Origin of the sequence: Pseudomonas sp. Ps21-P2, assembly GCF_039672565.1 — a bacterium.
Lineage (GTDB): Bacteria > Pseudomonadota > Gammaproteobacteria > Pseudomonadales > Pseudomonadaceae > Aquipseudomonas.
On sequence record NZ_JBDFPL010000009.1, the window covers coordinates 123,330 to 144,345 of the forward strand.

General features: G+C 58.7%; 17 protein-coding genes and 3 tRNA genes. 4 read left to right on the top strand and 16 right to left on the bottom strand.

Translation table 11 applies throughout. From position 1 onward, the window contains the following. Positions 1–165: 165 nt before the first annotated feature. The 8 genes from ABEH28_RS22040 to ABEH28_RS22075 form a co-directional block, all read right to left on the bottom strand. Positions 166–453 carry an HU family DNA-binding protein gene (locus tag ABEH28_RS22040; RefSeq protein ID WP_272631174.1) on the bottom strand — a complete coding sequence of 96 codons (288 nt, stop codon included), beginning with the start codon at positions 451–453 and terminating at the stop codon, positions 166–168. Between the two features lie 121 nt (positions 454–574). Continuing rightward, positions 575–2,971, bottom strand: coding sequence for an endopeptidase La (gene lon / locus ABEH28_RS22045; RefSeq protein ID WP_192174103.1), 2,397 nt, complete (start codon positions 2,969–2,971; stop codon positions 575–577). 212 nt (positions 2,972–3,183) lie between these two features. Continuing rightward, positions 3,184–4,467: an ATP-dependent Clp protease ATP-binding subunit ClpX gene (clpX, locus tag ABEH28_RS22050; protein ID WP_037013640.1), complete on the bottom strand. Its 1,284-nt coding sequence runs from the start codon at positions 4,465–4,467 to the stop codon at positions 3,184–3,186. A 115-nt stretch (positions 4,468–4,582) separates the two neighbouring features. Continuing rightward, entirely contained in the window at positions 4,583–5,224 is a 642-nt protein-coding gene (clpP, locus tag ABEH28_RS22055; RefSeq protein ID WP_122537614.1) for an ATP-dependent Clp endopeptidase proteolytic subunit ClpP, read from the bottom strand. 91 nt (positions 5,225–5,315) lie between these two features. After that, a complete protein-coding gene (gene tig, locus ABEH28_RS22060) occupies positions 5,316–6,626 on the bottom strand; it encodes a trigger factor (RefSeq protein WP_192174104.1) in 1,311 nt (436 codons plus the stop codon). Positions 6,627–6,999: 373 nt separating this feature from the next. Further along, positions 7,000–7,084: transfer RNA gene (locus ABEH28_RS22065), tRNA-Leu, on the bottom strand. 56 nt (positions 7,085–7,140) lie between these two features. Continuing rightward, positions 7,141–7,216, bottom strand: a tRNA-His gene (locus ABEH28_RS22070). A 58-nt stretch (positions 7,217–7,274) separates the two neighbouring features. Further along, positions 7,275–7,351: transfer RNA gene (locus tag ABEH28_RS22075), tRNA-Arg, on the bottom strand. 310 nt (positions 7,352–7,661) lie between these two features. On the opposite strand from ABEH28_RS22075, the gene folD reads away from it, so the two are divergent. Further along, positions 7,662–8,516: a bifunctional methylenetetrahydrofolate dehydrogenase/methenyltetrahydrofolate cyclohydrolase FolD gene (gene folD, locus ABEH28_RS22080; RefSeq protein WP_133776580.1), complete on the top strand. Its 855-nt coding sequence runs from the start codon at positions 7,662–7,664 to the stop codon at positions 8,514–8,516. Between the two features lie 90 nt (positions 8,517–8,606). Here folD and ABEH28_RS22085 read toward each other — a convergent pair whose 3' ends face one another. Genes ABEH28_RS22085 through ABEH28_RS22110 form a run of 6 tightly spaced genes read right to left on the bottom strand, consistent with a single transcriptional unit; the run spans position 8,607 to position 14,667 of the window. Next, positions 8,607–10,412 (bottom strand): ABC transporter substrate-binding protein, encoded by a 1,806-nt coding sequence (locus ABEH28_RS22085; RefSeq protein ID WP_192174105.1) that lies wholly within the window; start codon positions 10,410–10,412, stop codon positions 8,607–8,609. A 59-nt stretch (positions 10,413–10,471) separates the two neighbouring features. Beyond that, the gene (locus ABEH28_RS22090; protein ID WP_065986436.1) at positions 10,472–10,744 is read right to left on the bottom strand and encodes a DUF2160 domain-containing protein; all 273 of its coding nucleotides are present in this window, start codon (positions 10,742–10,744) and stop codon (positions 10,472–10,474) included. 11 nt (positions 10,745–10,755) lie between these two features. Further along, complete coding sequence (locus ABEH28_RS22095; protein WP_074892149.1) at positions 10,756–11,556, bottom strand: carbohydrate ABC transporter permease; 801 nt, start codon at positions 11,554–11,556, stop codon at positions 10,756–10,758. A 27-nt stretch (positions 11,557–11,583) separates the two neighbouring features. Then, complete coding sequence (locus ABEH28_RS22100; RefSeq protein WP_122537610.1) at positions 11,584–12,450, bottom strand: sugar ABC transporter permease; 867 nt, start codon at positions 12,448–12,450, stop codon at positions 11,584–11,586. After that, positions 12,443–13,573, bottom strand: a complete 1,131-nt coding sequence (locus ABEH28_RS22105) for an ABC transporter ATP-binding protein (protein WP_192174106.1) — start codon at positions 13,571–13,573, stop codon at positions 12,443–12,445. The genes ABEH28_RS22100 and ABEH28_RS22105 overlap by 8 nt, the downstream gene beginning before the upstream one ends. Beyond that, positions 13,573–14,667: an ABC transporter ATP-binding protein gene (locus ABEH28_RS22110; RefSeq protein WP_346631089.1), complete on the bottom strand. Its 1,095-nt coding sequence runs from the start codon at positions 14,665–14,667 to the stop codon at positions 13,573–13,575. The genes ABEH28_RS22105 and ABEH28_RS22110 overlap by 1 nt, the downstream gene beginning before the upstream one ends. Positions 14,668–15,022: 355 nt before the next feature. Here ABEH28_RS22110 and ABEH28_RS22115 point away from each other — a divergent pair, with 355 nt between their 5' ends. The 3 genes from ABEH28_RS22115 (at position 15,023) to ABEH28_RS22125 (ending at position 17,672) form a co-directional block, all read left to right on the top strand. Next, positions 15,023–16,888: a sigma-54-dependent Fis family transcriptional regulator gene (locus ABEH28_RS22115; RefSeq protein WP_346631090.1), complete on the top strand. Its 1,866-nt coding sequence runs from the start codon at positions 15,023–15,025 to the stop codon at positions 16,886–16,888. Positions 16,889–17,058: 170 nt separating this feature from the next. Next, complete coding sequence (locus ABEH28_RS22120; protein WP_065986546.1) at positions 17,059–17,298, top strand: type II toxin-antitoxin system prevent-host-death family antitoxin; 240 nt, start codon at positions 17,059–17,061, stop codon at positions 17,296–17,298. Then, complete coding sequence (locus tag ABEH28_RS22125; RefSeq protein WP_074892086.1) at positions 17,295–17,672, top strand: type II toxin-antitoxin system VapC family toxin; 378 nt, start codon at positions 17,295–17,297, stop codon at positions 17,670–17,672. The genes ABEH28_RS22120 and ABEH28_RS22125 overlap by 4 nt, the downstream gene beginning before the upstream one ends. 253 nt (positions 17,673–17,925) lie before the next feature. Here the strand turns inward: ABEH28_RS22125 and cysS are convergent, their stop codons facing one another. Both cysS and ABEH28_RS22135 read right to left on the bottom strand, forming a co-directional pair. Beyond that, positions 17,926–19,308 (bottom strand): cysteine--tRNA ligase, encoded by a 1,383-nt coding sequence (gene cysS / locus ABEH28_RS22130; RefSeq protein WP_192174109.1) that lies wholly within the window; start codon positions 19,306–19,308, stop codon positions 17,926–17,928. A 10-nt stretch (positions 19,309–19,318) separates the two neighbouring features. After that, entirely contained in the window at positions 19,319–21,016 is a 1,698-nt protein-coding gene (locus tag ABEH28_RS22135; protein ID WP_192174110.1) for a glutamine--tRNA ligase/YqeY domain fusion protein, read from the bottom strand.

The window sequence follows — 21,016 nt, forward strand, 5'->3', positions numbered from 1 at the left end:
TAGAAGAAAGGCGCATCCGAGGATGCGCCTTCTCGTAACTTGCAAAGCGGACGGGGTTCGATGTGCGTTCCCCGAGTGACAGTCCAGCGCTTGAGCAACCGCACTTGCCGCTTCACGCCCCGAACAGAGATAACGCTGTCCTGGGCGGGCAAAGTAAAAAGAAACTTAGTTGACGGCTTCTTTCAGAGCTTTACCGGCTTTGAAGCCTGGTTTCTTGGCCGCTGGAATTTCCAGGGTTTTACCGGTCTGAGGGTTACGGCCGGTACGGGCAGGACGATCAGTGACGGAGAAAGTGCCGAAGCCTACCAGTACAACAGAGTCGCCAGCCTTGAGAGCGCCAGTGACGGATTCGATTACAGCGTCCAGCGCACGGCCAGCAGCAGCTTTCGGGATGTCAGCGGATGCGGCGATGGCATCAATCAGTTCCGACTTGTTCACTCTAAGTCCCCTTATATATTTGAGTATTTCTAAGTTTTTTTTGGTGTAACCAAACGAACACTGAGCGGCCTGAACAGGCTTGAAGAGCCGCTTTATAGCAAGGGCTCCAAAAACCTGTCAAGGAAGGCCTCCCAGACTAATGCGTGCTGATCCTCTCCTTGGCGTCAGACTCGCGCTTTTCATCCTTGGCAACCATCTCGGGAGCCACGTCCGGCAAGGGCTCCGGCGCGTATTGCAGCGCAATTTGGAGGACCTCGTCAATCCATTTAACCGGTTTGATCTGCAGGTCGGCCTTGATGTTGTCCGGGATCTCTTTGAGATCTCGCACGTTCTCTTCGGGGATGATCACGGTCTTGATGCCACCACGGTGAGCGGCCAGCAATTTCTCCTTGAGACCACCGATAGCCAGTACCTGTCCGCGCAGGGTGATTTCACCCGTCATGGCCACGTCGGCGCGGACCGGAATCCCCGTCAGTGCCGACACCAGCGCCGTGCACATGCCTACGCCTGCGCTCGGGCCGTCTTTAGGCGTCGCACCTTCCGGCATATGGATGTGCGTGTCGCGCTTCTCATGGAAGTCCAGAGGGATGCCCAGGCTCTTCGCACGGCTACGCACAACCGTCAGCGCGGCAGTGATCGACTCGACCATCACATCACCCAGCGAACCGGTCTTGATCAACTGACCCTTGCCCGGAACAACCGCCGCTTCGATGGTCAACAGCTCGCCGCCGACCTGCGTCCAGGCCAGACCGGTCACCTGACCTACCTGGTCCTGCTGCTCGGCCAGGCCGTAACGGAATTTGCGCACGCCAAGGAAGTTCTCGAGCATGTCCGCTGTCACGGTCACCGAAAAACGCTTCTCGTGAGCGTGTTCCTTGACCGCCTTGCGGCACACCTTGGCGATTTGACGCTCAAGACTACGCACGCCGGCTTCACGGGTGTAATACCGGATGATGTCGCGAATCGCCTCGACTTCGAACTCGATCTCGCCTTTCTTCAAGCCGTTGGCAGCGATCTGCTTGGGCGAGAGGTACTTGGTCGCGATGTTGATCTTCTCGTCTTCGGTGTAGCCGGGCAGACGGATGACTTCCATACGGTCGAGCAGCGCCGGCGGAATGTTCATCGAGTTGGCGGTGCACAGGAACATCACGTCGGACAGGTCGTAGTCGACTTCCAGGTAATGGTCGTTGAAGTTGTGGTTCTGCTCGGGGTCGAGCACTTCCAGCAACGCCGACGCCGGGTCACCGCGCATGTCGCTGCCCATCTTGTCGATTTCATCGAGCAGGAACAGCGGGTTACGCACACCGACCTTGGTCATTTTCTGGATCAGACGACCTGGCATCGAACCGATGTAGGTACGACGGTGACCGCGAATCTCAGCTTCATCGCGCACGCCGCCAAGGGCCATGCGGACGAACTTGCGGTTGGTGGCGTGAGCAATCGACTCGGCCAGCGAAGTTTTACCCACACCAGGAGGACCGACCAGGCACAGCACCGGGCCACGAATTTTCTTCACGCGCTTTTGAACGGCGAGGTATTCGAGGATCCGCTCTTTGACTTCGTCCAGACCATAGTGATCGGCGTCGAGGATGTCTTCCGCACGGGCGAGGTCCAAACGGACCTTGCTCTGTGCCTTCCACGGCACCTGGACCAGCCAGTCGATGTAGGAGCGAACGACGGTGGCCTCGGCAGACATCGGCGACATCTGCTTGAGCTTGTTCAGCTCGGCGGTGGCCTTGGTCATCGCGTCTTTGGGCAGGCCGGCGGCATCGATGCGCTTTTTCAGCTCCTCGATTTCGTTATGGCCTTCCTCGCTGTCTCCGAGCTCCTTCTGAATGGCCTTCATCTGCTCATTCAGGTAGTACTCGCGCTGACTGCGCTCCATCTGCTTTTTCACGCGACCGCGGATGCGCTTCTCGACCTGCAGCAAGTCGATTTCGGCATCCAGCAACGCCAGCACGTGCTCAACACGGGCCGACAGGTCAATGATTTCGAGAATTTCCTGCTTCTGCTCGATCTTCAGCGCCATGTGGGCAGCCATGGTGTCGACCAGACGACCCGGCTCATCAATGCTGTTGAGGGAGGAAAGCACTTCGGCCGGGACTTTTTTGCCAAGCTGCACGTATTGTTCGAACTGAGCCAGCAGGCTGCGAACGAAGACTTCGGATTCACGATCCGGCGCGTCGACCTCATCGATCAGCGCAACCTCGGCGCGGCAGTGGCCGTCCACCTCAATGAAGCGCTCGACCGAGCCACGCTGCTCGCCTTCGACCAGAACCTTCACAGTGCCGTCCGGCAGCTTCAGCAACTGCAGCACGGTGGCAACGGTGCCAACGTTGTACAGCGCCTCTTCACCGGGATCGTCATCGGCCGGGTTTCGTTGGGCAAGCAGCAGGATCTGCTTGTCGCCGGACATCGCTGCTTCCAGGGCCTCGATCGACTTCTCGCGCCCCACGAACAGCGGGATAACCATATGCGGGTAAACCACAACATCGCGCAGTGGCAAGAGAGGCAGTTCAATGGTCGTCTTCATGATTTCGCCTCTACGGCGGCCTTCAGGCCATGGACAGATATAAAACAGATATAAATAAGCTGAAAATCAAGATGGGGGTTGAATCTTAAAAAAACAAGCGCCGGCTTGAGTTAAAGCGAAAGGACTCGGAAACGCAGACCGGCTTTGAAGGAAACGCGAAAAGGGCCCGAGGGCCCTTTTCGTTTCCAGTCGCCCTGTGCGTTGCCAGCAGGCTACGCGTCGGGTGCCGCCTTGGCAGGTGGCTCGCTGTTTTCGTAAATCAACAGCGGCTTGGAGGTGCCCTCGATCACGCTCTCGTCGATCACCACCTTGCTCACGTCGGACTGCGACGGGATCTCGTACATGGTGTCGAGCAGAACGCCCTCGAGGATGGAGCGCAGACCGCGAGCACCGGTCTTGCGCTCAAGCGCACGACGGGCAACCGATTTCAGCGCATCCGGGCGGAACTCAAGGTCCACGCCTTCCATCTCGAACAGCTTGCCGTATTGCTTGGTCAGCGCGTTCTTCGGCTCGGTCAGAATCTGCATCAGAGCAGCTTCGTCCAGCTCGTCCAGCGTCGCCAGAACAGGCAGACGACCCACGAACTCCGGGATGAGACCGAACTTGACCAGATCGTCAGGCTCGACTTCACGCAGGGATTCGCCGACCTTCTTGCCCTCTTCCTTGCTGCGTACTTCGGCGTTAAAGCCGATGCCGCCTTTGGTGGAGCGATTCTGGATGACCTTTTCCAGGCCAGAGAACGCACCGCCACAGATGAAGAGGATATTGCGCGTGTCCACCTGCAGGAATTCCTGCTGTGGGTGCTTGCGACCACCTTGAGGCGGTACGGAAGCCACGGTGCCTTCGATCAGCTTCAGCAGGGCTTGCTGTACGCCTTCGCCCGACACATCACGAGTGATGGAAGGGTTGTCGGACTTGCGCGAAATCTTGTCGATTTCGTCGATGTAGACGATACCCATCTGGGCCTTCTCGACATCGTAATCGCACTTCTGCAACAGCTTTTGAATGATGTTCTCGACGTCCTCACCCACATAACCGGCTTCGGTCAGGGTGGTGGCATCGGCAATGGTGAACGGAACGTTGAGCAAACGAGCGAGCGTCTCCGCCAGCAAAGTCTTGCCGGAGCCCGTCGGGCCGATCAGCAGGATGTTGCTCTTGCCCAGTTCAACGTCGTCGTTTTTCTTGTCGCGCTGGTTCAGCCGCTTGTAGTGGTTGTACACCGCTACTGCGAGAACCTTTTTGGCACGTTCCTGACCAATGACGTACTGGTCGAGGATGCCGCTGATTTCTTTAGGCGATGGCAGTTTATGCGCGCTGCTCTCGGCCTGTGCTTCCTGCACCTCCTCGCGGATGATGTCGTTGCACAGGTCGACGCACTCGTCACAAACAAATACCGAGGGGCCGGCAATCAACTTGCGCACTTCATGCTGGCTTTTGCCGCAGAAGGAGCAATAAAGCAGCTTGCCGTTGTCCTCGCCGTTGCGGGTGTCAGTCATTCGATCGATCCAATCCGGTAGGCTTGCAACACAAGATGAGGGCAATTGCTCGATTTTTCAAGTCCACAGGCGGCACGGATGTATCAACCGCCCGGGATTATTGCCCTTCACGCAATCATTTGGTCATTTGACGCCGGTCGATCACCGAGTCCACCAAACCGTATTCAGCAGCGCGTTCGGCGCTCATGAAGTTGTCGCGGTTGGTGTCGCGCTCGATCGCTTCCAGCGTCTGGCCGGTGTGGTGCGCCAGCAGTTCGTTCAGACGTTGACGGATGAACAGGATTTCCTTCGCGTGGATATCAATGTCCGACGCCTGGCCCTGAAAACCGCCCAACGGCTGGTGAATCATGACGCGGGAGTTCGGCAGTGCGAAACGCTTGCCCTTGGCACCACCGGCCAAAAGGAAAGCGCCCATGCTGCACGCCTGACCCATGACGGTCGTGGAAACGTCCGGCTTGATGAACTGCATGGTGTCGTAGATCGCCATGCCCGCAGTCACCGAACCGCCTGGGGAGTTGATGTAAAGATGGATGTCCTTGTCCGGGTTTTCCGCTTCAAGGAACAGCAGCTGCGCCGAGATGAGGTTGGCCATGTAATCTTCAACCGGACCGACCAGGAAAATGACGCGTTCCTTGAGCAGGCGGGAGTAGATGTCATAGGCGCGCTCGCCACGGGCGGACTGCTCAATAACCATCGGGACCAGGCCGCCAGCGGCCTGGATGTCAGAGTTCTGCTGAATATAAGAATTGCGGGACATGTCTCGCATTCACTCCCAAATAGTCATGTCTTGAATACGCATAAGCCAGCGCGAAGGCTGGCTTATGGTGTTTTCGAACGAGAGAAGGAAATCAGTCGGCTTGTGGAGCTTCAACCGGCTTGACTGCCTCTTCGTACGAGACCGCTTTGTCGGTCACGCTCGCTTTCTGCAAAACAGTATCCACAACTTGTTCTTCCAGCACAACCGAACGAACTTCGTTCATTTGCTGTTCGTTCTTGTAGTACCAGGCCACAACCTGCTCTGGCTCCTGGTAAGCGGAAGCCATTTCCTGGATCAGCTCGCGAACGCGGGTGTCGTCAGGCTTGAGGTCGAATTGCTTGACGACTTCAGCCACGATCAGACCCAGTTCGACGCGGCGCTTGGCCTGCTCCTCGAACAGCTCTGCCGGCAGTTGGTCAGGCTTGATGTTGCCGCCGAACTGCTGAACAGCCTGAACGCGCAGACGGTTCACTTCGTTTTCCAGCAGCGCTTTAGGCACTTCGATCGGGTTGGCGGCCAGCAGACCGTCCATTACCTGATTCTTGACCTTGGACTTGATGGCCTGACGCAGCTCGCGCTCCATGTTCTTGCGAACTTCGGTGCGGAAGCCTTCGAGGTTGGTTTCCTTGATGCCGAACTGCTTGAAGAACGTTTCGTTCAGCTCAGGCAGGGTCGGTGCCGACACGGTGTTGACCGTGACGGTGAACTCGGCGGTTTTGCCGGCCAGTTCAAGATTCTGATAATCCTCAGGGAAGGTCAGGTTCAGAACGCTCTCTTCACCGGCTTTGGCGCCGACCAGACCGTCTTCGAAGCCCGGGATCATGCGACCCGAACCCAGCACCAGCTGAGTACCGGTGGCCGAACCGCCAGCGAATGCTTCACCGTCGATCTTGCCGACGAAGTCGATGTTCAACTGATCTTCGTTTTGTGCCGCACGATCAACGACTTCGAAGCTGACATTCTGCTTGCGCAGGATTTCCAGCATGTTGTCCAGATCGGAATCAGCGACGTCAGCCGACAGACGCTCGACGGAAATAGAGTCGAAACCGGCAACGGTGAATTCAGGGAACACTTCGAAAGTAGCGATGTACTCGAGGTCCTTGCCCTTTTCGAAGGTCTTTGGCTCAACGGAAGGTGCGCCAGCCGGGTTCAGCTTTTGCTCGACGACGGCTTCGTAGAAGGTCGCCTGGATCAGGTCGCCCAGTGCTTCCTGACGAGCACCGTCTTCGTAACGCTGGCGGATCACGCTCATAGGCACTTTGCCTGGGCGGAAGCCCGGGATCTTGGCTTTACGTGCGGTCTGCTGCAGACGCTTGTTGACTTCAGTCTCGATGCGCTCAGCGGGCACGCCAATGGTCATGCGGCGCTCGAGAGCGGAAGTGTTTTCAACAGAAACTTGCATGGATATTCCTCGTTGCACAGACGTTAGCCGGCCGTTTCCGACCCCAGAATCAAGGGCAAGCATTCTAGTGGGTCAAACTCAAGAAGTCACCCTACTGAACAAGGGTAAATAAAGTGGCATGCAGCCCGGGAATCACAGACGACTGTTTCAGCCTGCGGGAGGTGTCTGGAACGCACCTGATACGCCCCTATATAAAGGAAGCAAAAGGACGACCGAAACATGATCCAGTCCCTGGAAGCACACCGGACGAGCCCTGTGTCATGGGCCCATCAAGCTCGCACTGCGTTAAAACGCAGTACGCTGAAACAAAAAAAGCCGCACAAGGCGGCTTTCTTTCATCCCTCAACACCCCAGGTGTTGCGAGAGCTTTAACTGGTGCGGACGGAGAGACTCGAACTCTCACACCTTTCGGCGCTGGAACCTAAATCCAGTGTGTCTACCAATTCCACCACATCCGCGTTTGAAGCGCTTAAAGCAAAGGCGCCAGATTATGAATCTGGCGCCTTTTCGAATATGGGGTGGACGAAGGGGATCGAACCCTCGACAACGGGAGTCACAATCCCGTGCTCTACCAACTGAGCTACGCCCACCATATTGCGTGTAACCGACGCATTCAAACTGAATGCTACTTGTGCCAAAGCTGCCTAATGGCGCACCCGGCAGGACTCGAACCTGCGACCATCCGCTTAGAAGGCGGATGCTCTATCCAGCTGAGCTACGGGCACTTATTTCATTTGCCTTCGTGAGACTGCAAATTAAGAGCTTTCAATCACGCTGAGCCGATCTTAACTCTACCTGACTTATTCAACCTTTCGACTTGATCCGCCGCTTCCGGCTTATCCTGTGTGGGGTTGTGCCCGACAAGTGCGACGAATCTTATAGACGGTCCAAAAGGTCGTCAACACTTTTTTCTAAAAAATTCAGTTAATTAAAGGGCTTAGCTTATTAAGCGGACCAACCGTCTTTGCCCATGCGTCAGGTCATGCGAGAATGCGCGCTCTTTTTCCCTCCCCTTCCGATGGTTAATCACGCGTAATGACTGCAAAACTAATAGACGGCAAAGCGATCGCAGCCAACCTGCGCCAGCAGATCGCCCAACGAGTCGCCCAGCGTCGCGAGCAAGGCCTGCGCACGCCCGGCCTCGCGGTCATCCTGGTCGGCAGCGACCCCGCCTCTCAGGTTTACGTCTCGCACAAACGCAAAGACTGCGAAGAGGTCGGCTTCATCTCCCAGGCCTATGACCTGCCCAGTGAAACCACCCAGACCGAACTGACCGATCTGATCGATCGTCTCAATGACGACCCGGCCATCGACGGCATCCTGCTGCAACTGCCGCTGCCCGAGCATCTGGAATCCTCCAGCCTGCTGGAACGCATCCGCCCGGATAAAGACGTCGACGGCTTCCACCCCTACAACGTGGGCCGGCTGGCCCAGCGCATTCCGCTGCTGCGCCCATGCACGCCCAAGGGCATCATGACCCTGCTGGAAAGCACCGGTGTCGATCTGTACGGCAAGGACGCTGTCGTCGTGGGCGCGTCCAACATCGTCGGTCGTCCAATGGCGATGGAGCTGCTGCTGGCGGGCTGCACCGTAACCGTGACCCATCGTTTCACCCAGGATCTGGCCGGACACGTCGGTCGCGCCGATCTGGTGGTCGTGGCGGCGGGCAAGCCGGGCCTGGTCAAGGGCGAGTGGATCAAGGAAGGCGCCATCGTCATCGACGTCGGCATCAACCGTCAGGATGACGGCAAGCTGGTGGGCGACGTGGTGTACGAAACCGCCCTGCCCCGCGCCGGCTGGATCACGCCGGTACCAGGCGGCGTTGGCCCGATGACCCGCGCCTGCCTGCTGGAAAACACGCTGTATGCGGCTGAGACGCTTCACGGCTGATTTCCCAAGCCCCGAGTGCCAAAGCGCGCACATGAAAAACGGCACCCGAGGGTGCCGTTTTTTTATGCGCAGAACGTAGAAGCGTGCAAGTTACTTCTTCGCGGCTTCCCAGCTCTTCAAGAGGTCCGAGTAAGCGATGGTTTCGCCCTTCGGTTTCTCGTTGGCCAGTTTGCGTTGGGGCGCGAGGAATGCACCGTTGCTCTTCTCGGCCTTGGTGTACCACTCTTCGGCCGAGGTTTCCGGGTTCATCTTCGGCGCGCAACCGCTTGGTTCCTGGACCTTAGAGCGCTCGATGCGGGTCATGATTGCATCCTGATCCTTGGCCAGACCGTCGAGGGCCGCCTGCGCGGTTTTCTCGCCGGTAACGGCTTCAGCCACATGACTCCACCACAGCTGCGCCAGCTTCGGATAATCCGGAACGTTGGTGCCGGTTGGCGACCATTGCACGCGGGCGGGGCTGCGATAGAACTCCACCAGACCACCGAGTTTCGGTGCCAGGGCGGTCATCTCTTTGGAGTTGATGTCCGATTCGCGAATCGGCGTCAGGCCCACGATGGTTTTCTTCAGCGAGACGGACTTCGACGTCACGAACTGCGCGTAGAGCCAGGCGGCCAGGCGTTTCTTCTCTTCGGTGGACTTGAGGAAGGTCCAGGAACCCACGTCCTGATAACCCAGCTTCATGCCCTCTTTCCAGTAAGGACCTTTTGGCGATGGCGCCATCCGCCATTTCGGCGTGCCATCGGCGTTCATGACCGGCAGACCCGGCTTGGTCATGTCAGCGGTGAAAGCGGTGTACCAGAAGATCTGCTGAGCGACGTTACCCTGGGACGGCACCGGGCCGGACTCGGAGAACGTCATGCCCGCCGCTTCAGGCGGCGCGTAGGCCTTGAGCCAGTCGATGTACTTCTGAGTGGCGTACACAGCGGCCGGGCCGTTGGTGTCGCCGCCACGGGTGATGCTCGAACCGACCGGGTGGCAGTCTTCTACGCGAATGCCCCACTCGTCGACCGGCAGACCATTCGGCAAACCTTTGTCGCCGCTGCCGGCCATGGAGAACCAGGCATCGGTGAAGCGCCAGCCCAGGGACGGGTCTTTCTTGCCGTAGTCCATATGGCCATAGACTTTCTTGCCGTCGAGCTCTTTGACGTCTTCGCTGAAGAACTTGGCGATGTCTTCATAAGCGGACCAGTTCACCGGAACGCCCAGCTCGTAGCCGTATTTGGCTTTGAACTTCTCTTTCAGATCAGGACGCTCGAACCAGTCGGCGCGGAACCAGTACAGGTTGGCGAACTGTTGATCAGGCAGTTGATACAGCTTGGCCGGCGTGATGACTTTGCCGGACGCGTCTTTGACTTCAGGCGACGTGGTGAACGAGGTACCGATGAAGTCCTTCAGGTCAAGCGTCGGAGAAGTGACTTTCGCCCCTTCCGGGCTGGCCATCAGGTCTGTCAGAGACATCGCCTTGCCGTAGCGGAAGTGCGTACCGATCAGGTCGGAGTCGTTGACCCAGCCGTCATAGATACTCTGGTTGGACTGCATGGCGGTCTGCAGCTTCTCGATCACGTCGCCTTCCTGCAGCAGGTCGTGGGTGACCTTGATGCCGGTGATTTCGGTGAACGCCTTGGCCAGGGTTTTGGATTCATATTCATGGGTGGTCAAGGTTTCGGAAACCACCTTGATGTCCATGCCGCGGAACGGCTCGGCGGCCTTGATGAACCACTCCAGTTCCTTGAGCTTCTCGGCATCGGAGAGCGTGCTCGGCTTGAACTCGCTGTCGGCCCACTTCTTGGCCGCATCCTCGTACTGGTCGGCCCAGGCCGACACGCTCAAGCCACTGAGCATTACCATCGTCGCTACCGTCACACTATGTCGCAGCTTGTTTTTCTTATTGAACATAGACACCTCTTGTGTTGATTCTTATGTGATCCCGCGTTTCAACCTTCGCTTAAACCTTCTCAACCCCAACGCATCACTACCAACAGCCAGACCAGGGAAAGCCCGGAGGCCACCCAGATATCCCAGCTCGTCGCGCCGATGACCAGCAGATGCAGGTAGGCACTTCCGAGCAGGCCGATGAACAGACGATCGCCGCGTGTGGTGGCAATCGGTAGAAAACCACGACGTTCAATGCTCGCCGAACGCAGTTCCCAGGCCGTCATCGCAACCAGAATCGCAGCGATGGACGCAAAGAAAATAGCAGTTGGCAGGGTCCAGGACATCCACTCCATTTTTCGACTCCTCAGACACGACCAAGAGCGAAGCCCTTGACCACGTGATTACGAACGAACCAGATAACCAGCATGCCCGGCAGAATGGTCAACACCCCCGCCGCCGCCAGCACCCCCCAATCGATCCCCGACGCCGAAACGGTGCGGGTCATGACTGCCGCGATCGGCTTGGCGTTAACCGAGGTCAGCGTCCGCGCCAGCAGCAACTCGACCCAGGAGAACATGAAGCAGAAGAACGCCGTCACACCGATGCCCGAGCCAATCAGCGGGATGAAAATCTTGCCGAAGAACTTGGGAAAGCTATAGCCGTCGATGTAGGCCGTTTCGTCAATTTCCTTGGGAACGCCGGACATGAAGCCTTCCAGAATCCACACCGCCAGCGGCACGTTGAACAGGCAGTGCGCCAACGCTACCGCAATGTGCGTGTCGAACAGGCCGATGGACGAATACAGCTGGAAGAATGGCAGCAGGAAAACCGCAGGTGGCGCCATCCGGTTGGTCAGGAGCCAGAAGAACAAGTGTTTGTCGCCGAGGAAACGATAGCGTGAAAACGCGTAGGCCGCAGGCAATGCGACGCTCAGCGATATCACCATATTCAGGCAGACGTAGTACAGCGAGTTGATGTAGCCGCTGTACCAGCTTTCGTCGGTGAAGATCACCTTGTAGTTCGCGAGCGTGAAATCCTGTGGGAACAGGGTCAGGCCGCCGAGGATTTCGGTGTTGGTCTTGAACGACATGTTGACCAGCCAGTAGATCGGCACCAGCAGAAACAGCAGGTAGATCCACAGCGGTATGAGCTTTTTGAACGACACTTTCTCGCGCTTGTTCATGGGCGCTCCTCAGTTCTTTTCGCTGTGGGTCATGGCGGTGTAGAACACCCACGACACCAACAGAATGATCAGGAAATACACCAGCGAGAACGCCGCCGCAGGGCCCAGGTCGAACTGGCCGAGAGCCATGGTCGTCAGGGTCTGGCTGAGGAAGGTCGTCGAGTTGCCCGGACCGCCACCGGTCAGCACGAACGGCTCGGTGTAGATCATGAAGCTGTCCATGAAGCGCAGCATCACCGCGATGAGCAGCACGCTCTTCATCTTCGGCAGCTGGATGTGTCGGAACACCGCCCAGTTGGATGCCCGATCAATCCGCGCCGCCTGGTAGTACACGTCCGGAATGGCGCGCAGACCCGAATAGCACAGCAACGCCACCAGCGAGGTCCAGTGCCAGACGTCGATGACCAGCACGGTCACCCAGGCGTCCGACGCATTGGCCGCGTAGTTGTAGCTGATGCCCAGCACATCGTTGAGGATCCAGCCCAGCAGACCGATGTCGCCACGGCCGAAGATCTGCCAGATCGTGCCGACCACGTTGAAGGGGATCAGCAGCGGAATGGTCATGACGATCAGGCACACCGACGACCAGCGTCCCTTGGTCGGCATGGTCAGGGCGATGCCGATGCCCAGCGGGATTTCGATCAGCAGCACGCAGGCGGAGTAGATGAACTGACGCAGCAGCGAGTCATGCAGGCGCGGGTCCTGCAGCACTTGCCGGAACCAGTCGGCGCCGACGAAATAACGGCTGGACTGGTCGAAGATGTCCTGCACCGAATAGTTGACCACGGTCATCATCGGAATGATGGCGCTGAACGCCACCAGCAGGAACACCGGCAGCACCAGCCACCAGGCCTTGTTGTTTTGCACTTTAGTCATGGGACACCTCGCTGGCCGGCAGTGTGTTCGCCGCGGCCTCCAGCAGAAATTCATCGGCGTAGAGCATCAGCCATTGCGCGGGGAAACTGATCCAGGCCTGGCCCTGGGGCACCGGCTTGTCTTCCTGCACGCGCACTTTCAACAGCTGGCCGGCCAGTTTCAGGGTGAGGATCTTGTAGGTCCCCAGGTCCTCGACGTAGGTCACTTCAGCCTGCATGGCGTCATCAACCGGGCCGTCCCAGACGTGCACGAACTCGGGACGAATCCCGACTTTCAACGTGCTCCACTGAGTGGCGGCCAGGCGCTGCTGCAAGGCTTCGGACAACGGCAGATGAATGCCGCCAAAGCCCACGCCGCCGGCTTCAGGCTTGACCTCGATGAGGTTCATACCCGGGCTGCCGATGAAGTAGCCGACGAAGGTGTGGTGCGGCTTTTCGAACAGTTCGCGTGGGGTGCCGAACTGGACGATCTGGCCGCCGTACATCACCGCAATCTTGTCGGCGAAGGTCGAAGCCTCCAACTGATCGTGGGTGACGTAGACCATGGTGATGTTGAACTGCTCATGAATCTGCTTGAGCTTGCGGCGCAGCTTCCACTTCAGGTGCGGGTCGATCACGGTCAGCGGTTCGTCGAACAGAATCGCCGACACGTCATCGCGGACCAGTCCGCGGCCCATGGAGACTTTCTGTTTTTCGTCAGCGGTGAGGCCTTTGGCTTTCTTGCTCAACAACGGCTGCAGATCCAGCACGTCGGCGATTTCCTGCACCTTGATCTTTACTTTCGCTTCCGGCATGCCCTGATTGCGCAGCGGAAACGCGAGGTTGTCGTACACCGTCATGGTGTCGTAGACCACCGGAAACTGGAAAACCTGAGCGATGTTGCGCTCCTCCGGCGACATGTCGTTGACCACCGTGGTGTCGAACATGACCTTGCCTTCGGACGGGCTGAGCAGGCCGGAGATGATATTGAGCAGGGTCGATTTGCCGCAGCCGGACGGGCCGAGCAAGGCATACGCACCGCCCTGCTCCCAGATGTGGGTCATTTCCCGGATGGCATAGTCTTCAGGGCCGGTCGGATTGGCGCTGTAGCTGTGCGCGAGTTTTTGCAAGCGGATCTCGGCCATCAGGCAACCCTCGCCATGCGCAGGCCCGGCGCCTGAATCAGGCCGCCCTGCTGATCGAATACGAACAGTTTGTGAGTCGGGATGTACACGCGAATAGGCGTGTCCACGTCGTACTCATGGACGCCCGGCAAATGCAGCACCAGCGAGAAATGCTCGTTGCGCACGTGCAGGAAGGTTTCCGAACCGCTGATCTCGGCAAGCTCGACGGTCACCGCCAGCTCGAGGTCGTCGTCGTTGGACGGCACCAGACTCAGGTGGCTCGGGCGCACGCCAAAGCGGTACTCGCCGTCGCCGATGGTGCGCAGGTCGACGTTCAGCGGGAAGTGCACGAAGTTGGCGAAGCTGACTTCGTTGCCTTCGATGCGACCGGGCATCAGGTTGATCGGCGGCTCGGAGAACAACTCGGCGGCCAGCACGGTTTTCGGCTGGTGATACACCTCGGGCGTCCGGCCGCTCTGGATCACGCGGCCTTCGTGCAGAATCGTGGTGGTCCCGCCCAGCGCCAGCGCTTCGTTCGGCTCGGTGGTGGCGTAGATAGCGATGGTATTGCGCGTTTCGAACAGCTGGCGCATTTCCTGACGCAGCTCTTCACGCAGCTTGTAGTCGAGGTTGACCAGCGGCTCATCGAACAGAATCAGCTCGGCGTCCTTGACCAGCGCCCGCGCCATGGCCGTGCGCTGCTGCTGGCCGCCGGACAATTCGAGGGGATGACGGCTGAGGAATTTTTCGATGCGCAGCATCTTCGCGGTTTCGCGAACCCGGCGCTCGATTTCGTCCTTCGACATCTTGGCCTGGCGCAGCGGCGAGGCGATGTTGTCGTAGACGGTCATGCTCGGATAGTTGATGAACTGCTGATAAACCATCGAGACGTTGCGATGACGCACCGCGACCTGGGTGACATCTTTGCCATTCATCAGTACCCGGCCGCTGTCTGGCTTGTCCAGACCGGCCATCAAGCGCATCAGGCTGGTTTTGCCTGATAAGGTGCGCCCCAGCAATACGTTGAATGAGCCGGGTTCAAAGCTCAGCGAAGCATCGTCGATCCAGATCTGACCGTCGACGGCGCGGCTGACGTGCTCAAGCGTGAGAGACATGGCGTGCCCTTTTTATTTGTTTTGTTCGGGGTGTTGCGTATGTGCCGTATGGCAGGTCGCGACATCCGTTGACCGATTGTGCTGACCGCTTGTTGGATAGCGACAATCGTGCCAACCCGCCTGCTCAGGCGCTTTCTGGCTGGAATACGCGGACTAGAGCAGTTGCGACAATTTGCCGCACAGATCGGCATTCGTTGATGAACATAAATGAACAGGAAAGGCTGAACACCTGAACAAAATGAACATTGACTTTGAACAATCCTGAACAACAATGGGTGGACGTTTTCGAGCAGGGATGCTCTGCCTAGCGGCATCTCGACAACAATAAATAAAAGTACTCGGACGGAGCCATTTCATGGCCACAGCAGGCGCATCCCCCAGCCACGACAGCATCATTCAGGACTCGTGGGCCCGTTGCCGCGAGTTCGGCCTCGACCATCAGTCACGCCCGTCTTTCGGTCGCCTGCCCGATCAGCAGGTTTCGCAACTGCTCGAGCGCCATCATTCACTGGTGCAGACCACCCATCAGCAGGTGCTGCCCTTCTACGAGAACATCCTGAGCAATTCCAATTGCCTGATCCTGCTCGCCGATCAGCAAGGCCAGGTGCTCAATTCCTGGGGCAACAAGCGCTTCGTCGAGCCGGATCAACAACCGGGTTTCGTCGCCGGCGCCAGCTGGCTGGAGCAAGGCGCCGGCACCAATGCCATCGGCACGGCCCTGGCCTGTGAACAGGCTGTTCACATTGAACACGATGAACACTTTCTCAAGGCCAACCGTTTCATGACCGGGTCGGCAGCGCCGATTTTCGATGCGTCGCGGCGGATGATCGCGGTGCTCGATGTGTCCAGCGACAGCTTCCTGCCGCCCTCCCACACCCTGGGGATGGTCAAGATGATGGGCCAGACCATCGAAAACCGACTGATCCTCGACCAGTTCCAGCACAGCCATTTCCAGCTGGTGTTCAACACCGGCCTGAACAACCTCGACAGCCAGTGGGCCGGGCTGCTGGTGTTCGACGAAAGCGGCCGGGTGCTCTGCGCCAACCGCCGTGCCGACAATCTGCTGGGCGTCAGCCTGCTCAACGCCAACATCGAAAACCTGTTCAAGGCGCCGATCACCGACCTGCTAGATCAAATGGAAGGCCAGCCCTTTCCGCTTCAGGCCTCGGGCCACAACCGTTTTCATTGCGTGCTGAAGCGGCCGAAGGCGCCGGTGCTCAAGCTCAGAACGGTGCCGGTGCCAACTCCGGTGCAAGTACCGGTTGTGTCACGGTCGGTCACCGTTGGCGCCAGTGAGCCAGGGCTGGGTGATGAGCGGGTTGAGAAAGCGGCGCGCCAGGGTCAGCGACTGCTGGAGAAGAACGTCCCGCTGTTGATCCTCGGTGAAACGGGTGTGGGCAAGGAAGTGTTCGTCAAGGCCCTGCACCGTGCCAGCTCCCGCGCCGATCAGCCCATGATTGCCGTGAACTGCGCAGCGATCCCGTCGGAGCTGGTCGAAGCCGAACTGTTTGGCTACGAAAAAGGCGCGTTCACCGGGGCTCACCATAAAGGCAGCATCGGGCTGATCCGCAAGGCGGACAAAGGCACGCTGTTCCTCGACGAGATCGGCGACATGCCGCTGCCGGTTCAAGCGCGCTTGCTGCGGGTGTTGCAGGAGCGGTGCGTGCAGCCGGTGGGCAGCAGCGAGTTGTACCCGGTGGACATCCGGGTAATTTCCGCGACCCATTGTTCACTGCGCGAGCATGTGCAGAACGGGCGGTTTCGACAGGATTTGTACTACCGCATCAGTGGCCTGAACCTGGAGCTGCCGCCGCTGCGGGATCGCAGCGACAAGCCCGCGCTGGTGCGTGCCATCTGGGAACAGCACCGCGAACCGCAGCAGACAGCGGGCTTCGAGCCTCAGGTGATGGAGCTGTTCGAACGGCACCCGTGGCCGGGAAACCTGCGGCAGTTGAGCAACGTGATTCAGGTGGCGTTGGCGCTCGCCGACGATCAGCCGATCTCCACCGAGCATCTGCCGGAAGACTTTTTTGCGGACTTGGCGATGGGGTGTGAACGTGTCGAGCCCGAGACAGTGCTCAACCGCAAGGCTGCGCTGGATACGCCTGAGGAACTGAGCGAGTTGTTGCAGGCGGCAGGCGGAAATATCTCGCAGCTGGCGAAGCGGCTGGGGGTGAGCCGGAATACGCTGTACAAGCGACTGCGGGAACAGGGGTTTTGATTGGGGTTTGTCGCTAGCGCGCAGAGCCAGCAAAACCGGGATGCGGAGTGTCAGACGAGGCATTCCCACGCGGGGCGTCTCCACAATCAGCACAGAAATGTAACGGTGGCTTGGGCAAGAAGAATTATATGGCTATATTTGGCCAATATTTCCGAATGCGAGCATACGTCATGATTATCGTCCCCCTCGGTGAGGCCAAGGACAACCTGTCAAAACTGGTAGATGACGCTGCGGCGGGCCAGACCATCACGATCGCTAAACATGGTCGCGCAATGGCGCGCCTCGTCCCGATCGGGCGGCCCACCGGTAAACGCATCGGTGCTATGAAAGGTATTCTCCAACTACCGGACGACTTCGATGCACCGCTTTCTGACTCTGTGCTGGATGATTTCGAAGGCAGTCGCCCATGAGGATACTGCTGGATACTCATATTCTTCTGTGGGCTCTGACTGACGACCCGAAGCTTTCTCCTAAAGCAAAAAAACTGATCGAAACCGCTACTGAGGTTTACATCAGCGCCGCCACGTTTTGGGAGATGTCGATAAAGATTGGCTTGGGGAAACTAACGGCCGATCTCGAGGAGATTCGCGAGTACTGCCGAGACAGCGGCTTTATCGAGCTCCCTGTCAGCGTTGAACATGCAATCGCAGTCAAAGATCTGGAACACCATCATCGCGACCCATTCGATAGGCTAATCGTTGCTGCCGCCATTACTGAACCGATGAAGCTAATTACGTCAGACGCGATGGTTGCCAGGTACACGTCACTTGCTGTTCTGGCCTAAAGCACCTAGGCGCCAAAAGCAGCAGGTCAGTCGACATCAACAATTTGCCAAACGAACTTCGTGAGACTGATTGTTCCACCCAGAACGGGAACAATCACCGCAGATGTAACGGGTGACAGATGAACTGTGGGAGCGAGCTTGCTCGCGAAGAGGCCAGTACATCCGCCAAATATTCAGCGTTCGAAACGCCGCCTTCGCGAGCAAGGTGGAGCGCCACCCCGGTCGCTCCCACATCAACCGTGTGCGCGGCTGATCAATCCGCCAACCGCCATGTCGTGCTGCCCTTGCTGTCTTCCAGCACCACGCCCATGGCGGTGAGTTGATCGCGGATGCGGTCGCCTTCAGCCCAGTTCTTGTCAGCGCGCGCCTGCAGGCGTGCGGCGATCAAGGCTTCGACTTCGGCGGCATCCACCCGCCCTTCAGCGCCGGCGCGCAGGAAGTCATCGGCTTCCAGTTGCAACACGCCCAACACACTGGCCAGCTCCTTCAAGCGAGCCGCCAGACCTGCCGCTGCGTTGACATCGCTGTCGCGCAGACGGTTGATCTCGCGGACCATCTCGAACAGCACGGCGCAGGCTTCCGGGGTCCCGAAGTCGTCGTTCATGGCATTCGAAAAACGCTCGACGAACGCCTCACCACCCGCAGGCTCAGCGACCGGCAAGCCTTTGAGCGCGTGATAGAACCGCTCCAGCGCGCCTTTCGATTCCTTCAGACTGTCTTCGGAATAGTTGATCGCGCTGCGGTAGTGGCTCGACACCAGCAGGTAACGCACCACTTCCGGGTGGTATTTATCCAGCACGTCGCGAATGGTGAAGAAGTTGTTCAAGGACTTGGACATCTTCTCGCCATTGATGCGGATCATGCCGCAGTGCAACCAGGCGTTGGCGTAGGTCTTGCCGGTTGCGGCTTCGCTCTGGGCAATCTCGTTTTCGTGGTGCGGGAATTCCAGATCGCTACCGCCACCATGAATGTCGAAGGTCTCACCCAGGCAGCAGGTGGACATCACCGAGCATTCGATGTGCCAGCCCGGACGCCCGGCGCCCCACGGCGATTCCCAGCTCGGTTCGCCCGGCTTGACGCCTTTCCACAGCACGAAATCCAGGGGGTCGTCCTTGGCTTCGTCGACTTCGATCCGCGCACCGATGCGCAGGTCTTCGATCTTCTTGCGCGACAGCTTGCCGTAGCCGAGGAATTTGCCGACGCGGTAATACACGTCGCCATTGCCCGGTGCGTAGGCATAGCCCTTGTCGATCAGGCGCTGGATCATGTCGTGCATGCCGCCGATGTAATCGGTGGCGCGCGGCTCCATGTCCGGCTTGAGGATGTTCAGGCGCGCTTCGTCCTCGTGCATCGCGTCGATCATGCGCGCGGTCAGGGCATCGAACGCTTCACCGTTTTCACGGGCGCGGTTGATGATCTTGTCGTCGATGTCGGTGATGTTGCGCACGTAGGTCAGGTCGTAGCCGCTGAAACGCAGCCAGCGGGTAACCACGTCGAACGCCACCATGCTGCGGCCGTGGCCCAGGTGGCAGTAGTCGTACACGGTCATCCCGCAGACGTACATGCGCACCTTGTTGCCATCCAGCGGTTTGAAGACTTCTTTGCTCTTGCTGAGCGTGTTGTAGATAGAAAGCACGTTGCCTACCTTAGCTCCACGAATCGCGGAGCGTCACAGTCCGGTTAAAGACCGGATGACCGGGTTTCGAGTCCTTCAGATCCGCGCAGAAATAGCCTTCGCGTTCGAACTGGAAACGGTCTTCCGGCTGAGCGTCAGCCAACGACGGTTCAGCGCGACAACCGGTCAACACCTGCAGGGAGCCTGGGTTGATGTTGTCCAGGAAGGTCTTGCCCTCTTCTGCTTTCTCAGGGTTTGCCGACAGGAACAGACGGTCGTACAAGCGCACTTCGCATTCGATGCTTTCCGCTGCCGGCACCCAGTGCACAACGCCTTTGACCTTGCGGCCTTCAGGGTTCTTGCCCAGGGTTTCCGGGTCGTAGGAGCAACGCAGCTCGACGATGTTGCCGTCGGCGTCCTTGATCGCTTCGTCGGCGCGAATCACGTAGCTGCCACGCAGGCGCACTTCACCGTTCGGCTCCAGGCGCTTGTAGCCCTTCGGCGGCTCTTCCATGAAGTCGTCACGGTCGATGTAGATCTCGCGGGAAAACGGCAGCTTGCGCACGCCGAGCTCTTCCTTCTGCGGATGGCGCGGCAGTTCGAGGTGGTCGACCTGGCCTTCCGGGTAGTTGGTGATCACGACTTTCAACGGACGCAGCACGCACATGGCGCGCGGGGCGTTGTGGTCCAGGTCCTGACGGATGCTGAATTCCAGCATGCCGAAATCGACCACGCCGTCGGAACGGTTGGTGCCGATCATTTCGCAGAAATTGCGGATTGACGCCGGTGTATAACCGCGACGGCGGAAGCCCGACAGCGTCGACATGCGCGGATCGTCCCAGCCGTGCACGTGCTTTTCATCGACCAGTTGCTTGAGCTTGCGCTTGCTGGTGATGGTGTAGTTCAGGTTCAGGCGCGAGAACTCGTACTGGCGCGGCTTGCACGGCACCGGCAGGTTATCGAGGAACCACTCGTAGAGCGGGCGATGGCTCTCGAATTCCAGGGTGCAGATCGAGTGGGTGATGCCTTCGATGGCGTCCGATTGACCGTGGGTGAAATCGTAGATGGGGTAGATGCACCACTTATCACCGGTCTGGTGGTGATGGGCGTGACGAATACGGTAGAGGATCGGATCGCGCAGGTTCATGTTCGGCGAAGCCATGTCGATCTTGGCGCGCAGGACACGGGCGCCGTCTTCGAACTCGCCGGCCTTCATGCGGCTGAACAGGTCGAGGTTTTCTTCGACGCTACGATCGCGGAACGGGCTGTTCTTGCCCGGCTCGGTCAGGGTGCCGCGGTATTCGCGAGCCTGCTCGGGGGTCAGGTCATCGACGTAGGCCTTGCCCGTCTCGATCAGATGGACCGCCCAGGCGTACAGCTGGTCGAAGTACTGCGAGGCATAACGCACTTCGCCGGACCACTCGAAGCCCAGCCATTTGACGTCGGCTTCAATGGCGTCGATGTATTCCTGGTCTTCCTTCGCCGGGTTGGTGTCGTCGAAGCGCAGATGCGTGACGCCGCCGAATTCCTGAGCCAGACCAAAGTTGACGCAAATCGACTTGGCATGACCGATGTGCAGGTAGCCGTTGGGCTCCGGCGGGAAGCGGGTCACGATCTGGGTGTGCTTGCCCGAATCCAGGTCAGCCTGCACGATGGGGCGCAGGAAGTTGGTTGGAATGGCTGGGCCTGCCTTGGAATTCGCAGCGGCATCTTGAGTGGGCTTGCTCAT